The following is a 16267-nucleotide window of genomic DNA, read 5'->3' on the forward strand; positions in this document are numbered from 1 at the left end:
GATGGTGTTTTAGTGGCCGCTCTATCTTACTGGTGGTGCCGGAAGTGGTGCCTGCAGATAGGGATATCTTACCGCAGGTCCATAAACGGGCGGGCGAACAGGATAAGGCCCATAATAGGGTCTTGGATTAAATTGCAAGGGGTAAGCCGGAGCACGGTAGCGATAAAAATCGTATTGCGTCGGCGCACTCCTCCGACCTTGTTGGGCTTGGCTTAAGCTGTTCGGTATTCGGGGCTGTGCGTTAGGTGCGGGGTAACCCAACCGATTTTGATTTGGGTTTGGCCGCGTTTGGTAACCTGGCATCATGCGCACCATGTTACGTGGCATTGATGAAAACGGCATTGCCTGAGACGGTGCCTTACTGGCCTCTTCCACCGGCGGCGCCTCTGTAGGGACAGTTTCAGTCAAAGTCGACACACCACTTTCAGCTACAGCAGTATCAGTGGCTATGGGATTTGTCTGTTCTGCCTTGTTCATTCCTTGATCAGTTGCTGCATTGGCGGGCAACTCACTAATTGCTGGAGTGCTTTCAGCAGCAACGGGAACAGCGGGTTGTGCTGAGTCGATGGCTGTGGGTGATACCACAGCGGCCGCTTGATGGGTACTCGCTGCCTCGTTGGGCGTCTCAGAAACGACCTGGGCATCTTGTTCTTTTGCATTCGCAGGCTCAGAAGAATCTGAACCCATCATCATGGCCGTAAGCTTGTCCATGAGTCTTTTAGGTTGTTCAAAACTCAACCCCTCTTTTGGAGCTTCATTGACAGGCTGCTGGGGTGTTGCTTCGCCAACTTGGGTCTGAGAGCTGGTGTTATCCTGTGGTTTCTCTGTAGCCACTGCTGTTGTTTGTTCTGCCATAACAGCCGGGGATTCGTCCTCTGTGCCACTGACCTTGTCAGTCGTACGGTCTTGTGGTTCAGGTTTTCCCATTTCTGATACAGCGGCTATAGGGGATGTCGGCATTACCGGCTTCTCTTCAACCATATCAGTAGATTTATCGTCGGGTGTGATGGGCTGTTTTTCAGCGTCAGTGGCATCGGCAGTCACAGCTTTCGTTTGGCTTATGGTTGCCATTTCAGGCTGCACGCTGTCACCATTATTGGCCACATTACGGATGTACAGCAGTCCGGCCACGATCACAATCGTCCAGATAAATGATTTTTGCCAAAAGCCAAGGCCCTTCCCCCCCTTTTTTGTGGGTGGAGGTGTCGGCGTTTCAGTTGAATCAGAAGGCATAAGTCCCATCTCCTCTAATCGTTTCTGAACATTTTCATTCCGTTTAGGCGCGTGTTCTGTAATGACTTGTGCATCTTCTGCCGCCGCAACAGGGGTTGCCTCAACAGCATCAGACGCTGAATCACGAACATGATCGTCCGTATTAATGATAGCTTCTGAAACTTGCATTGAATCAGAAGAAATATCCTGGTTGATCTCTTCTGCAACCACCGTTGCTGAGGTGGTCGCCTCTGTAGAGGCCGCCATTACTGTTTCCGCAGGCACTACTGTCCGTTTTGGCGTGATTGACCGTTTTCTGACCGCTTTTTTCTTTGGAGCAACCTTTTTCTTTGCAACAACTTTTTTCTTAACAGCTGTACCTGTTGTGGGAACCCGCTTTCTGACCGCCTTTTTCTTGACTGGAGCAGACTCGGTAATCTCTTCTGCTTCTTTTGGCGCCTCGTTTAGATCATCCTCAGCCATTGTGCTACTCCTGATTCATTACATTAAAGCCATTCCTAGCAGGCTACCGCTGGAAAACGGAAGCGTCTATGTTCTGGATCAATCCTAACAGTAACAACATCAGGCACAGCTATACGATCTGTTTATGCGTCCATAGAATGCGCATAGCATCTACCCATCCTTGTCGCTGCTGGAGACCAATGCGGCGATCAGGCATACAACACGCGACATGCCAATTCCAATATGTTTCTCTATCTCCATCATGGTGATTGGACCGTCACCTCTACCCGCAGCCCAATTGGCCACTACTGCACAACAGGCATAATCCAGGTCAAGCTCCCTGGCAAGTGCTGTTTCCGGCATACCTGTCATACCCACGAGACTACAGCCTTCTCTTTCCAACCTATTAATCTCCATTGCCGTTTCAAGGCGAGGTCCCTGGGTTGCACCATAGACCCCATGAGAGACAATCGTTACGTTTGAAGATTCTGCTGCAGCCAGTAACCTTTGACGCAATGATTCACTGTAGGGTTCTGTAAAATCGATATGTGTAACATGGCTCAGATCATTCTCGAAATAGGTATGGTCACGCCCATAGGTGTAGTCGATGATCTGATTGGGAATAGCAATAACACCCGGCGCCATTTCTGGTCCAATACCCCCGACCGCAGCAACACCAACGATGCGTTTCACACCTATATGTTTCAGTGCCCAAATATTAGCCCGATAGTTGACCTTGTGAGGTGGAATGGTATGTGCGGTACCATGTCGAGGCAGAAATACGACCTTTTTTCCACCAAACATACCGTGAGTCAAGGGCGCAGAAGGTTCACCATAGGGTGTATGAACAACCTCCCTACGTACAATCTCCAACGCTTCCAGCTTGGTGAATCCTGAGCCACCTATTATTGCGAGTGTGGGCACGAATTAATACCTCATGATCTTGTGTACATTCAGTGAATCGTTGTTTTCATGCACGATTTATAGGTCAAGATTGAGTGATGGACTCTCTTCATACAGAGCAATAAGCTCAACCGACTCTCGCCATCGAGGGTCCATGTGCAGCACTTCACGGTGTTGTGCTTTTCTGCCATGCATCCTAATAAGCCGCATCTGGGCTGCAGGATTATTATAGTCCCCCAAGGCCTCTAAGACTTCCGACGCCCCTGCAGAATTATTGCACACCAGCACCATGTCACAACCCGCGTTCAACGCAGCGTGCGCCCGCTGTGCATAGCCCCCCGCCTCTTCTGCCGCCGCCATCGTCAGATCATCACTGAAAATGACACCCTGGAAATTGAGCTGTTTTCTGAGTACATCCTGCAACCAATATTTTGAAAAGCCCGCCAACTTGGGATCAATATGGTCATAGATAACATGCGCGGGCATGATCGCTTCCATCCCATAATCAATCATGCGCTGAAAAGGCAAAAGATCTTCCATCATGATATCGCCTAAACGTCTATGATCTATAGGGAGTTCACAATGTGAATCCCCCGAGACCCATCCATGCCCGGGGAAATGCTTACCCACAGCGGCCATACCCGCCTCATGCACACCCATCATCCATGCATGTGCCAGCTCGGCGACGACCAAGGGTTTTCGATCAAAGGCACGGTCACCAATTACGCTACTTTTACCAAAACCCAGATCCAACACCGGGGCAAAACTGAAATCGACGCCTACTGAGCGCAGCTCTGCGGCCATTAACCAGCCTATCTTTTGCGCGATAGACTTGGCCTTTTTACTGTTCTGCTTATTCAACTCACCAAACCAAGCGGCTGGTGGCAAACGGCTGAATCCTTCTCTGAACCTTTGAACGCGCCCACCCTCCTGATCAACTGCGATGAGTAGTGGTGGTTCACGCAATCCATGAATTTCACTGACGAGCGTCTTGATCTGTTGGGGCGACTGGAAGTTCCTACTGAAGAGTATCACTCCTCCCGCGACAGGATGCAGCAACATCTCCCGCTCGAGTTGGGTAAGTTCGAATCCGGCTATATCCAGCATGAGTGGGCCATGGCTCATGGCTTTTTATCCTTGGTCATTGTCATAATCAATCAGGTATAATGCTTCGTTTTATTTAATCGAGCATTACAGATTAAACCCTTACGGAAGTAAAGATGCGTCTCCCCTCTCTGCGAGTGATTCTATTGTTCCTGATCCTGCCACTTTCACTCTCAGCAGAAGAGGGGAAAGTGGAAGAGGCTGAAGTGCAGCCCGAAGTAGCCGTGTATCACGAGCTTTCGCCCTCTTTCGTTGTGAATTTGCAAGGTAAAGCACGTTATATGCGGTGTGATATCCAGCTCATGACCCGCGATGAGGATCAGCTGGCGAATATCGCGCTGCATGCACCTGCATTACGGCATGAGCTGTTGCTTCTGTTGAGTGATCAGAAAGGGCAAGATATCAAGGACTCAAAAGGCAAGGAAAAGCTAAGGAAGGTCGCACTACAGGCGGTGCAGAACGTGATGAAACAGATGACAAATGATGAATCGGTCGTGGATCTGTTCTTTACGAGTTACTTTGTTGAGTAACCGTCTGCCATTCTGGAAGATTCAGAATGTCTCGCGTATATCCACCAGCGTACCCACTGGAACCTGATTAAAGAGCGTAAGAATATCGCTGTTTCTCATCCGGATGCAGCCATGGGATGCCGCCGCACCCATGGGCTCATGGTCAGGCGTACCATGGATATAGATAAAGCGCCGCAAGCTATCAACCGACCCACCACGATTATTGCCTGATTCCAATCCAGTCAACCAGAGTATTCGGGTCAGTATCCAATCCCGTTGAGGATTGGCATTTGCCAACTCCGGTGTATAAATTTCACCCGTATAACGCCGACCAATAAACACGGCATTTTCTGGTAATCCTGCCCCAATTTTAAGTCTAATTCGGTGCAATCCACGTGGCGTGCAGCCACTCCCCTGTTGCTCACCCGGTCCATTCAGTGCCGTTGATATCGCGTAGGTAGTCGTTATTTCCCCTCCAGCAACCACCCTCAGCTGCTGAAGACTGAGATCAATCTGAAGGGACTGTTTTCTGGTATCTACCACGTTGAATAAGGCTTCTTCACCAAACTTGAATTATAGTAGCGGGGATCACTCGAGACCTCTTCGCCAGCCCATTCTGGGTACTCGAAAGCCTCATCTTCACTGTCCAATTCAATCTCTGCCATGACCAAGCCGCTGTTATCGCCGTAGAAAACATCCAAATCCCAGATGTGGTCACCACAACGAACCTTAAAACGGGTCTTATCGATAAAGGGCTGTTCTGCTATATCTTCGAGAATATTTTCTGCATCAGACAGGGGAATTTCATATTCATATTCTGCGCGGGTAATCCCGATGGTTGCGCTTTTTATATTCAGATGAGCCTTACCCTTAGCTATCCTTACACGTACGGTAACATTCGGTTGATTGACAATATAGCCCTGTTTCAGAACTGACTCTGAGACAACTGACTTCTTCCATTTATCATTTATAACCAAATATTTACGCTCTATTTCTACAGCCATTTCTATTTCCTTTTTTCAAACAGGGCGATAGATTCAACATGGGCTGTATGAGGGAACATATCCATCACGCCGGCGGATACCAGCTCATAGCCATACCGATGGACTAATTCACCGGCATCTCTCGCAAGCGTACCCGGATAACAGGAGACATAGACAAGGCGCTTAGCCCCTAATTTGGGCAGATGCTCTAACACTTCGGCAGCACCAGAGCGCGGCGGATCTAATAGGACCTTATCGAACTGTTCCCGAAGCCAAGGCTCCTTTTGTATCGATTCATACAGGTTAGCCGTAAAAAAACGGGTATTGGTGACGCCATTGCGCTGAGCATTCTCCCTCGCCCTCGCCACAAGGCCTGAGTCACCTTCAACGCCCACCACTTCAGCCGCCGTTCTGGCCATTGGCAGGGTAAAATTACCTAGACCGCAGAATAGATCAAGTACACGATCTTCAGGTGAAAGTGCAAGTAACGCCAATGCCCGATCAAGCATTAATTGATTCAGTTCGCTGTTTACCTGGGTGAAATCATTCGGCAAAAAATGGATGGATAGGTCGTACCTGGGCAGTGCGTAAATCAGTTCTACCGGCTCACCGTTTAGCGGCGTAACCGTTTCTGGTCCACCCGTTTGAGTGTAGATGGCAATATCGTGATCTTGCCCAAATTGAAGTAATTTTTTACAGTCTTCATTGGTAATTTCTGAAAGTAAGCGAAAAATCAGTATGCACTGATCATCACCCATGGCCATCTCTATCTGGGGTACACGTTCCTTGATGCTGAGCGATTCAATAAGCTCGCTCAGCGGGCCTATAAGTTGCCCAACCTTGGGATGCAGAACCTCACACCGAGTTAAATCAGCGACATAGGGCGTTCCACGCTCACGAAAACCGACCAGGACCTTCTCCTTCTTCAAGACATACTTCGCACCGAGTCTTGCCTTTCGACGGTATCCTAGGGTCGATCCACTGGTAAGCGGCGACAAAATCGATCCCGGCGTTACCTTGCCAATGCGCTGAAATGCATCCAGAAGTGCCTGTTGTTTCGCCTCTATTTGCGCCTCACTGGAAAGATGCTGCAGTGAGCAGCCCCCACAAAGCCCGAAATGCTGGCATGGCGGTTCTACCCGAACCGATGATCGATCGATTATCTCTACAGCTTCGCCCTCATCAAATTTCTTTTGCACTCTGGTGTAGCGAAAACTGACTGTCTCACCGGGCAGGGCACCATGAATAAATACCGCCTTTCCGTCGATATGAGCAACGCCGCGACCATCATGGCTCAAGGCATCAATTGTCACCGTTACAGGATCTTGTGGCAGCTTACGCCGTCTTGAACGTCCCATTAAACTCGTGTTCCTCGCTGCAATTGAACAGCTCTTAAAAAAATGAACGGCAGCTTTTTAGCTGCCGTTGTGATTTACCGGTAAAAATTGCTTTATTTCTTCACCCAGGCCCCTTTGGCATTTTGATACCACCAGCCTCCCGCGGCTTTATCAACCCAGGTACGGGCAAAGGTTGAACGGATTTCAGGCTCCCATTCCGGGTGACCATTGGCCTCAGCAATCGCTTTATAGAGTGCACTGCGATCACTGTTTTCGGCGCTGATAAGACTTTGGACCTTATTCCGATCTTTCAGTGAGATAGCACCGGCATCATGAATTGCAATCATCGCATCCCGCGTGAATCCTACTGCCCCACTGTCATAGTGCGGTGTCAGCGCACTATTACGGCTTTTCATGCTTGCCTGTAATTTACGAACAGCGGGCGAACTTGCATTAAAGTCAGGTTGAGCCGCTTCTGCAGGTGGTACCAGAAAGTCCAGTGTTTGATTGGCTAGAAACTGAAACAGTGGTTGCTCAAGGGCTGCCCCTTTCTTCTCTTTGTTTTGCTCGCTCTCTGATTGAGGCTTGCCGAGTATATCGTCAACAATCCTCTCTGCAGCCTCTTCCGCCTGTGCAGCAGGAAAGTAGATATTGATCGTGACGCAAGCAGCCAGCAGTAACAACAGTGAAAACAGCCCGCTTATTCTCATTAATTTCATAAAGTTAACTCCTAGTACCTTTATTTTAGATTATTCTATAACGGGTGCTCCACCCGCTGAGATCTGTTTCAGTTTACTCACTAACACCGACCAATCGGTTCGTCGATTAAAACCCATGATATCTATTCGAGGTATCCCACCACCTTTAACCAGATAGTATCCTTTTTCAGAGGATTCGATACCCCCCATAGTGCAAACCCCATTCTCAAGTCGGCAACTGATACCGAGGCGATCATAGCCGAACTCCTCAAAAAACCTCAAAAAGCTTCTTGATATGGCCCCGGAAACACCCGCTCCACCCAGATTTGAGATATTGTCTACGGCTTTTTGGTTTATCCGGTGACGACTTTCATCATCGTCTGGTGTTTGAAACCTGGCATCAAATGAGACGGGCGCCCAATCTTCCAGACGTAAATCATCCACCTGCCCTGCCAATTTGCCGGTAATCTTACCAAATGCGAAGGTGCGAGTCAGAGTTTCCAAATCAATATTCTTCATCTCCAGATTTGCAGTCAAGGCCGGCAACGCACCGAAAAGATCTTCCAGTTTTAATTGCTTAATCAGAATGTCGCCATCAAAAACCTTGACCAACGCCAAGCCTTCTACAGAAATCACGCCGTTTTCATAGGCAATGCCCGGAATCATTCCAGAAAGTTGACCCGAAAGCACTGGCCAACCTATGGCCGTACTAATCGCCTCCATTGTAATTGGCGTCAGATAACCCTGAAATCTAATCTTTGGACCTTTCGCTCCCTGTGTCAGTTCAAACTGTTCGGCCTGTAATTTTCCATCCAGAATCGGAATGGCCGCCGATTTAACCAGCGCGAGGCGATTACCGGTAATATTCAGCGGGAGAGCCCCAGGACCCAGGGTAATGCCCCCAAAAAAGTGCCCCCCCTGCCAACTGATCCGGCTGTCTTCGGCATTCTGATCGGCCCAATTCAACTGACCATTCAGATCATAGATCGCAAATTGCCCGGTTCCTTTGTCCTGTGAATATAAACCTTGTTCCAGATAGAGATGATTGATTCCCAGTGAGATATCAGTCGTGTTATTTAAGTATTTGAACGCAATCGCCAATTCCCCTGCTAGTTCAATATTTTCAAGTAAAGGATTAGCGATAACCGGCAGAAGGTAGCGGGTGAAAAGGGGTGATATCCGTAGCGGGGGTGACATGATCTCGGCAGATTGGATCTGCAGGCTATCGGCAAGATCTAATACGGCCTTGCCATTAAGCGACAAGAAATCACCCTGACTGAAGTTCACCGAAGAGAGGGCCAGTGAATTGGCCTTTGGTTGGTAATCAAAACCCATTGAGAGTTCGATAGCCTGCTTGGACACGGGAAGATAAAAGAAGGGCGTAAGCATTTCGCCTTTGTTGACTGCAAGGCGCTGCGTCCCCGACCAATTTCCAGCTTTAAGCCGAGCATCGCCAAGCCATTCTCCATTTAATCCTTCCCCCAGATAGTCTGCCGTTTTATCAGCAAAACTGAGATCTTTGAATTTTAGATGCCATCCCGCAGCAGATAACTGACCAAGTGTGCCTTGCGCCTCGCCGGATAGATCTACTTTTGCCTGGAAAGAATAGCCTTGTAACAGGTTTGTTAAGGCGGGTGAGCGTGAGCTGAGCTTCGCGAGGTCGATTCCCCTGCCTGCAGCAGTAAGCCGCCATCTATTCATATTGGAACTTAATTTTCCACTGAATACACCGTCAAATAACTTAATACTATCTGCTTTAATATCATATAGTTGCTTATCTATATTAATGTTAAATGATAGATTAATATCGTGGAGTTTTATGCCCGAAACTGTCAGACCAGCAGCGCCCTTTTTACACTGAATCTGGTTACCAGCCATTGCACCCTGCCTACAGTGAAACTGAACCCCTTGTGCTGGACTCGGTAGGGCTGGATGCGCAATTTCCTCTACAGAAATGAGATATTCATCAGAGGGAGTATCGAGTTTAAGCTGAAGTGATAGTCCTCGAACATGCCAGTCAGGACCATTGATATCTTCAAGCTTCAAAGACAGGTAATCCGACGCCTGCAGAGGGCTTGCAAATAAATACAGCAGTCCTAGGCAAGCCACCCGAAAGACCATTATTAACTCACTCTGCTGGGAAAACACCCGTAGATAGATACCTGTCGCCTCGGTCACAGATGATGGCCACGATAGTGGCCTGTGAGACTTGCTGTGATAGCTTGAGCGCTGCCGCCACCGCTCCCCCCGAAGAGATTCCCGCAAAGATCCCTTCCCTTGCTGCGAGATCACGCGTTGTCTGCTCTGCCTCTTCCTGCGTGACATCGAGTGTCAGATCCACCCTATGCCGGTCAAATATTTTCGGGATATAGGCTTCGGGCCAGCGTCGAATACCTGGAATACTGGCCCCTTCTGCGGGTTGTACACCGACGATCTGCACATTGGGATTTTGCTGTTTGAGGTACTGTGAAACGCCCATGATGGTACCTGTGGTCCCCATGGCGCTGACGAAATGGGTTATTTCGCCACCGGTATCCTGCCAAATCTCAGGGCCTGTCGTTTCGATATGTGCCAACGGATTATCACTGTTGGAAAACTGATCCAGCACACGACCGTCCCCTTTCCGCGCCATTGATTCAGCAAGATCCCGAGCGCCCTCCATGCCCTCTTTCTCTGAAACCAGTATGAGCTTGGCACCATAAGCACGCATGGAGGCCCTGCGTTCAATACTAAGGTTATCGGGCATGATAAGAATCATTGGATAACCCTTGATGGCCGCAGCCATAGCCAGGGCGATCCCCGTATTGCCACTGGTTGCTTCAATAAGCGTATCACCCGGCTTGATATCACCACGTCGCTCTGCATGCTCAATCATGCTCAAAGCAGGACGATCCTTAACAGAACCTGCGGGATTATTGCCTTCCAACTTAACCAGCAATGTATTCGATGTATTGCCGGGTAGACGCTGCAGTCGTACCAAGGGTGTATGGCCAACAAATTGCTCAATAGTAGGGTATATCATGGGACGAGGTTACAGTAAGATCCTATGAAAAATGCTCATTCTATAGTATAGAACGAGTAGTAATGAAAAATTACGCCAATGGCGGAGATTTCGCTCAAGTCTACCAATAACAAACAGAGAACAAAACAAAAGCATCATGAGGCATAACAAAACAGTACAAAGACGCTCCAAATGGTTTTGGGGTGTTGGAATAGGCGCGCTTAGTGCCTTTTCCACTCATGCAGAGGACGCGAACATTTTTCTCGATGAGGCGCTGTTTTTCAGTGATATTCCCGTGGTTCTTTCAGCAACCCGACTAAAGCAACCTTTGCCTGATGTACCCTCAGCTGTGACCGTGATTGACCGGGCCATGATTGAGGCCTCCGGCGCGATCGAACTGGTCGATTTATTGAGGCTAGTGCCAGGATTCCAGGTCGGTTTTTACACGGGCTCAAAATTCACTGTCTCATCCCACGGCAATGTAGATCGCTTTGCCAGGGACATGCAGGTGCTGATCGATGGTCGATCAATCTATGATCCCGCTTTCGGTGGTGTGACCTGGAGTGACCAGGAGTTGGATATTGATGATATCCAGAGGATAGAGGTGATCCGAGGGCCAAACGCCAGTACGCATGGCTCTAACTCTTTTTCAGGTGTTATCAATATCATCACACAACACCCTGCAGAACAAAACGGACTGCGTGTAAAAACTGTTGTGGGAGATGGAGGCAGACGACAGATCTATAATCGTTTTGCAGGAAGTGAAGGTAACCTCGCATACCGGATCGCCCTCAAATACGATGAAAATGATGGATTTGATAACCGGCATGACAGTTCCGATACGCGCTGGATTGGCTTCAGGGGCGACTATCAGATCAATAGCCAGGATGCATTGTTGTTTGAATTAGGTGCTAACAAAGGCACCCGAGAAGATGGATTCCCCTCAGATCCTGAACAGCCTTTTAGAGCTACGGAAGACAGCCACTCTTTTCAGCAACTGCGATGGACCCGCAGTCTATCTCCAGGCAGTGATTTCTATCTTCAGTTCTCCCATAACTACCAGGAAATTGATGACAGCTTTTCCGATGCGGTTACCTTTCCATGGAATGTCTCACTTGGTTATGGCTTTCAATCACAACGCTATGACCTGGAGCTTCAACATACCCTTGATCTCAATCCGACACAGCGGATGGTCTGGGGTTTGGGAGCCAGACGTGATGAAGCAAAAGGGATCTGGACCTTTAAAAGAAGTGACTGGATGACAAGAGATCAGTATCGGGCTTTTGGCAACTTCGAGTGGAGACTTTCTAATAGCCTGCTTCTCAATGTAGGCGGAATGTACGAAAAATTTGATCAGAAAGATGGGTTCTTCTCACCCAAATTGGCGTTTAACTTGAAGCTTGATGAGATGAATACGCTTCGTCTAAGTGGCACCCGCGCGTATAGAATGCCTACATTCTGGGAAGATTTCTCCGATCAGTCAGTGGTTTTGACCGGTTCAATGACACCCATACTACAAACCTACAAAACCACAACCAATCTTCGACCAGAGTATATCGAATCCTTTGAACTAGGCTATCTCGGTAATTTTCAAGATATGGGTCTGACGCTCGACATGAAACTCTTCCATGAAGAGATCAAGGACATGATTGCGGAAGTAAAGGATCTGAATGCGCCGCAACAGCCTTTTGCGTACATAAACAGCGGCAGCCTGAATATCAATGGGTTTGAAATAGGCATCAAATGGGATCCTTCACCCCGCAGCATGCTGCATATTGGCTACAGCCTAACACATGCCTATGGCAACCAGATCAAGAAGTATCCTCCAACTAGTGCAATCGATTATAGAATTATCGATGTGCGAGTACCCCAATTGACGGCAAGCATCCTTGGTAGCCACCAGTTTGATAACGGCATCAAACTCAGTTCAGCCTATTATTATATGGATGATATCAGTTGGGCAGGAGATGGCGATGATGTGGCACTTAACCGTCGCTGGGACATTAAAATAGCAAAACCTTTTGAATTTGAGCGTACGGAGGGTGAGGTAGCACTGATTTTCCAGAATATAGGGTCGGACAATGATTTTCAGGATTTTCATCAAGAAAATGTCTGGGCTGACCGCGTATTTCTTGAAGCTCGATTGAACTGGCATTAATAGAGGCAATCAAATAACTGGAATGATTGGTTTACAAGGAGGTTTAATGCGAGGTTTCGCATTAATAGCTGCGACAGGTATCTGTAAATGTCCTGTCTCAACATAAGCTACATAAGCAACATACTGCTGCCTAAATTCAAGAAGGCGGGGTGGATTGTTTTCTGCGCCCTGCTCTCTCTATTCTCGGTATTCTTCACACCCTCAATCGTCATCGCAGCATCAAACAACATTGTTATATTGAGTAGTGGAAAGGCGCAGGTATATACGGAGATCACAGAAACACTGAAAGAAATATTTGACCAACTCTGCGTTGACAATAGACCGAACTGTATTAATCACAAGCTCTTTCTGCTGACTTATGATGAAAACGAGCATAGCCTCGTCATACCAGCCAATACAAAATTGGTTATAACGCTTGGCCTAAAAGCCGGTGAAGTAATCAAGAAGATGAATACAGGGTTGCCCACATTGCACGCCCTGATCCCAAAGGCTTCAGCTGACGAAATAACCGCCTCCAGTACAAATAATCAGACAACAATTTATCTTGATCAGCCACCGAGCAGGCAACTACAACTTGCCCGTCTGATCTATAAAGAACCCCATATTGGACTGTTACTCGGACAAAATACGCTAACGTTTGAGAATGATTATCTTCCTGCCGCGGTTAAACAAGAGATCGCCATCTCTTACCGAAAAGTAGCTTCCGAAGAGATGGTAGGGCCCCAGTTAAAGGAGTTGTTGGATGAGAGTAATATCTTATTGGCTCTCCCTGATCCCACTGTTTTCAATCGCCGTACCATATTTAACATACTGCTTTCCAGCTACCATAATAAGGTGCCTGTGATTGGCTTTTCAGCGGCCTACGTTAAAGCCGGCGCCTTAGTTGCTGTCTATTCAACACCCGATGATATCGCAAAGCATATCGCGGACTTTGCCACTCAATACTTAAGCACGGGTGCCACTACACTACCGAATCCAGAGTATCCGAAATATTTCAGTGTTCTGGTAAATCGGAGTGTAGCGCGCTCTCTTAACATTTCACTTCCAGAAGAACAGGAATTGATTCAACTTATGCGCAGTGAATCAAAACAATGATCAGAAGACATCGACACTCCAGAATAAAGACACGCGCCCTTCTGCTGGGAATAGTACCTGCAGCAATCATGGCGTTGTCATTAACACTCTACCTGATCACGGCTCAACTTGATAATCTTGATCTTGCATTTGAGGAACGCGGCAAAGCGATTGCGCATGAAGTGGCTGCCGCCAGTGTATATGGTATTTTCAGTGGGGATAAAGAATCACTGACAGTAAATCTTAGAGCCATTATTAAACGAAGAGACATTATCTCGATTGTTGTCGCCGATACCAATGGAAAAATAATAGTGAGTGTAAACAATCCTGTCATGCAGGGTCAGCACACACAAACACACGACTCATTAGATTCATCATTCTTTTCGTCTTCAGTATTGAGTGGTTTCCAGACAGCAAACATATCAGATTATCCTGAACAACTTGATTCAACATCCGAAGATTTAGCTCCGCTTGTAATCGGCACCGTTAATGTGGAACTGGATCGTTCGCGTCTCTTAACCCAGCAACAAAATTCCATTAGAAACAGTTTATTCATTAGTATCACAGGTCTTATTCTGACAGGTTTCATTGCCCTGTTCCTAAGTCATAAGATCACTCAACCGCTGTCGAAACTGACTCAGTCTGTTATACGGATGAAGCATGGGGATTTCTCGGTCACAGTGCCCGAGCAATCAAAGGGTGAGCTACGCAGCCTTGAAGAAGGCTTCAATGCCATGGCAAAAGAGTTAAAGCATTCACAAGAGATTCTTCAGCATCAAATTGACCGAGCAACGGCTGATCTTACACAGACAATGGAAGCTTTAGAAATACAGAATGTGGAACTTGATCTGGCACGTAAAAGGGCATTGAAGGCGAGCCAGGCTAAATCTGAATTTTTAGCCAATATGAGTCATGAAATCCGTACGCCTATGAATGGGGTAATTGGCTTTTCCAACTTGCTCATGAAAACAAAGTTAACACGAGAACAGCATGAACTTGCTGAAACCATTGAGAAGTCAGCTACAGGTTTGTTAAGTATTATTAATACTATATTGGATTTCTCTAAACTCGAGTATGGTAAATTAGAGCCTGAATATGCACCACTGAATATACATACCTGCTTCGAGGAGCCTATTGCACTTCTTGCACCTGCTGCACATGAACGGCAGGTTGAATTGGTGCTGCTTATCTACTCCGATGTTCCAGAAGAGTTGATAGGTGATGAAACACGTATTCGCCAGATCTTAGTCAATCTCGTTGGCAACGCCATAAAGTTTACCCACAAGGGAGAAATTGTTGTCCGCGTTATGCTGGAAGATGAAAAAGAAGAGAGCTGTCTACTGCAATTCTCCGTAACGGATACCGGAATCGGCATTAATAGCAATACGCAGAAAGATTTATTTACATCTTTCCAACAAGGCAATAGAAACACCAGCAAGACCTATGGTGGAACAGGCCTGGGACTCAGCATCAGCAAAAAGCTCGCCGAATCAATGAAAGGTAGAATCTCACTGGAGAGTGTTGAAGGAAAAGGATCTTGTTTCCGTGTCAGTCTTGAGCTGCAAAAAATCTCCAACGCCTCACCACCCCTTGCTCCAGCGCCTTATCTTTCAAAACAATGTGTCATCATAGATCAGCATGTGATATCACAGCTTTCAATGATGCATCGTCTCGAAAGCTTAGGTATGAATATAGCGGAATCTAACTGGGATCACCTGGATCAACAGTTAATCTCAAAACAGGATCTGGTGATAGTGGGATTCTCCGCATCAGAGATCAAGTCCGGTATCGTCCCGACCCAGCTTTCACTCATCCGAAAGATGGAGCCTAGACATCTTTTGGTATTACTCAGCAGTTCTGACTCTTCACTCATTAATACAATCCACGATCTCGTTCAGGCGCCTTGTATCTCAAAGCCAGTGAGTCAACCGGTCTTATTACGTACACTCGAGTATATTTTTGAAAACGAAGATTTTCCCGATTCCGAATTTACACCTCTACTCAATGACGTCATACCTTCGTTTCATGGTAAGCATTTTATTATTGCTGATGATAATCCGATCAACCTAAAACTCATATCAACAATACTTGCTACATCGGGCGCCAGTATCGTCGAAGCTATCAATGGCGTTGAAGTACTTAAGGCCTATATTGATAAAAGGCCTGACGTTATTATTATTGATATTCACATGCCGGTTATGGATGGGAAAGAGGCTACTCGACGCATTCGAGAAATGGAGGCCTCACAGGGCCATACACCCATAATCGCGCTCTCTGCAGACATCATCCCTGAACATAGAGATGAATTACTCGCAACAGGTGTTGATATCTATTTGACTAAGCCTGTGGATGACAAAAAACTCTGGACTACCATCACTGCGCTCTTGAGTAAAGAAAACAGAACACAACAGCCCAATACCATCTATTTTACCAATAGCCTAGAATCCCCCAAAGAAAAAACTGAACTCCCAATCAGAGATATGGATGATATTCTTCGTATTACAGGAGGGCGAAAAGAACTTGCCATTGATATGTTTTCCAGCTTTATAGCTGATCTTCCAAAACAAATCGAGCTAATGAACAAGCATTGTGAGGATAAAAACTGGAAGGCACTCGGTGAAGTGGCACATCGACTACACGGTGCCTGTGCAGTATGTGGTGTCCCTGCCTTAAGGGCCGCTGTTAGTAACCTTGAACATATTACCGAAAATGAAAATGCATCTGATATTCTTAACGCGCTTCAATCTGTTGAAACGTGCAGTGACCAGCTTCTCATGCTGGAAAGATCTATAGACATATAATACCGCAATCAGGGATCAATGAGCC

General features: G+C 47.1%; 13 protein-coding genes. 4 read left to right on the forward strand and 9 right to left on the reverse strand.

Going from position 1 to position 16267, the window contains the following annotated elements:
* Nucleotides 1-21: 21 nt before the first annotated feature.
* From FHP88_RS16600 to nagZ, 3 genes are all read right to left on the reverse strand, one after another.
* A complete protein-coding gene (locus FHP88_RS16600) occupies nt 22-1695 on the reverse strand; it encodes a hypothetical protein (RefSeq protein WP_144360220.1) in 1674 nt (557 codons plus the stop codon).
* 150 nt (nt 1696-1845) lie between these two features.
* On the reverse strand, nt 1846-2598 hold the full coding sequence (locus FHP88_RS16605) for an S-methyl-5'-thioinosine phosphorylase (RefSeq protein ID WP_144360221.1): 753 nt from the start codon (nt 2596-2598) through the stop codon (nt 1846-1848).
* A 57-nt stretch (nt 2599-2655) separates the two neighbouring features.
* The gene (gene nagZ / locus FHP88_RS16610; protein WP_144360222.1) at nt 2656-3702 is read right to left on the reverse strand and encodes a beta-N-acetylhexosaminidase; all 1047 of its coding nucleotides are present in this window, start codon (nt 3700-3702) and stop codon (nt 2656-2658) included.
* A gap of 95 nt (nt 3703-3797) precedes the next feature.
* Between nagZ and FHP88_RS16615 the strand changes: the two genes are divergently transcribed.
* A complete protein-coding gene (locus tag FHP88_RS16615) occupies nt 3798-4211 on the forward strand; it encodes a flagellar basal body-associated FliL family protein (RefSeq protein WP_144360223.1) in 414 nt (137 codons plus the stop codon).
* Nucleotides 4212-4232: 21 nt separating this feature from the next.
* Here the strand turns inward: FHP88_RS16615 and FHP88_RS16620 are convergent, their stop codons facing one another.
* The 6 genes from FHP88_RS16620 to cysM form a co-directional block, all read right to left on the reverse strand.
* The gene (locus FHP88_RS16620; RefSeq protein WP_144360224.1) at nt 4233-4733 is read right to left on the reverse strand and encodes a L,D-transpeptidase; all 501 of its coding nucleotides are present in this window, start codon (nt 4731-4733) and stop codon (nt 4233-4235) included.
* Entirely contained in the window at nt 4727-5194 is a 468-nt protein-coding gene (locus tag FHP88_RS16625; protein WP_144360225.1) for a CYTH domain-containing protein, read from the reverse strand. Before FHP88_RS16625 ends, FHP88_RS16620 begins: the two co-directional genes overlap by 7 nt.
* 2 nt (nt 5195-5196) lie before the next feature.
* Nucleotides 5197-6531 (reverse strand): 23S rRNA (uracil(1939)-C(5))-methyltransferase RlmD, encoded by a 1335-nt coding sequence (rlmD, locus tag FHP88_RS16630; RefSeq protein ID WP_144360226.1) that lies wholly within the window; start codon nt 6529-6531, stop codon nt 5197-5199.
* A gap of 92 nt (nt 6532-6623) precedes the next feature.
* Nucleotides 6624-7229, reverse strand: coding sequence for a YdbL family protein (locus FHP88_RS16635; protein WP_144360227.1), 606 nt, complete (start codon nt 7227-7229; stop codon nt 6624-6626).
* A gap of 30 nt (nt 7230-7259) precedes the next feature.
* The gene (locus FHP88_RS16640; RefSeq protein ID WP_144360228.1) at nt 7260-8909 is read right to left on the reverse strand and encodes a hypothetical protein; all 1650 of its coding nucleotides are present in this window, start codon (nt 8907-8909) and stop codon (nt 7260-7262) included.
* Between the two features lie 427 nt (nt 8910-9336).
* The gene (gene cysM, locus FHP88_RS16645) at nt 9337-10230 is read right to left on the reverse strand and encodes a cysteine synthase CysM (protein ID WP_144360229.1); all 894 of its coding nucleotides are present in this window, start codon (nt 10228-10230) and stop codon (nt 9337-9339) included.
* A 136-nt stretch (nt 10231-10366) separates the two neighbouring features.
* On the opposite strand from cysM, the gene FHP88_RS16650 reads away from it, so the two are divergent.
* The 3 genes from FHP88_RS16650 to FHP88_RS16660 all read left to right on the forward strand — a co-directional run bounded on the left by FHP88_RS16650 (nt 10367) and on the right by FHP88_RS16660 (nt 16242).
* Entirely contained in the window at nt 10367-12367 is a 2001-nt protein-coding gene (locus FHP88_RS16650) for a TonB-dependent receptor plug domain-containing protein (protein WP_144360230.1), read from the forward strand.
* A gap of 87 nt (nt 12368-12454) precedes the next feature.
* A complete protein-coding gene (locus tag FHP88_RS16655) occupies nt 12455-13462 on the forward strand; it encodes an ABC transporter substrate-binding protein (RefSeq protein WP_144360231.1) in 1008 nt (335 codons plus the stop codon).
* Entirely contained in the window at nt 13459-16242 is a 2784-nt protein-coding gene (locus FHP88_RS16660) for an ATP-binding protein (protein WP_144360232.1), read from the forward strand. The genes FHP88_RS16655 and FHP88_RS16660 overlap by 4 nt, the downstream gene beginning before the upstream one ends.
* Nucleotides 16243-16267: the final 25 nt, after the last annotated feature.

Source organism: Sedimenticola selenatireducens (assembly GCF_007625115.1).
In the GTDB taxonomy this organism is placed as follows: Bacteria; Pseudomonadota; Gammaproteobacteria; order Chromatiales; family Chromatiaceae; genus Sedimenticola; species Sedimenticola selenatireducens_A.

Bases quoted from the DNA above. Each gene is read 5' to 3' on its own strand.
- FHP88_RS16600 (WP_144360220.1), bottom strand. From the start codon at position 1,695: ATGGCTGAGGATGATCTAAACGAGGCGCCAAAAGAAGCAGAAGAGATT.
- nagZ (WP_144360222.1), bottom strand. From the start codon at position 3,702: ATGAGCCATGGCCCACTCATGCTGGATATAGCCGGATTCGAACTTACC.
- FHP88_RS16615 (WP_144360223.1), top strand. From the start codon at position 3,798: ATGCGTCTCCCCTCTCTGCGAGTGATTCTATTGTTCCTGATCCTGCCA.
- FHP88_RS16625 (WP_144360225.1), bottom strand. From the start codon at position 5,194: ATGGCTGTAGAAATAGAGCGTAAATATTTGGTTATAAATGATAAATGG.
- rlmD (WP_144360226.1), bottom strand. From the start codon at position 6,531: ATGGGACGTTCAAGACGGCGTAAGCTGCCACAAGATCCTGTAACGGTG.
- FHP88_RS16635 (WP_144360227.1), bottom strand. From the start codon at position 7,229: ATGAAATTAATGAGAATAAGCGGGCTGTTTTCACTGTTGTTACTGCTG.
- FHP88_RS16640 (WP_144360228.1), bottom strand. From the start codon at position 8,909: ATGAATAGATGGCGGCTTACTGCTGCAGGCAGGGGAATCGACCTCGCG.
- cysM (WP_144360229.1), bottom strand. From the start codon at position 10,230: ATGATATACCCTACTATTGAGCAATTTGTTGGCCATACACCCTTGGTA.
- FHP88_RS16650 (WP_144360230.1), top strand. From the start codon at position 10,367: ATGAGGCATAACAAAACAGTACAAAGACGCTCCAAATGGTTTTGGGGT.
- FHP88_RS16655 (WP_144360231.1), top strand. From the start codon at position 12,455: ATGTCCTGTCTCAACATAAGCTACATAAGCAACATACTGCTGCCTAAA.
- FHP88_RS16660 (WP_144360232.1), top strand. From the start codon at position 13,459: ATGATCAGAAGACATCGACACTCCAGAATAAAGACACGCGCCCTTCTG.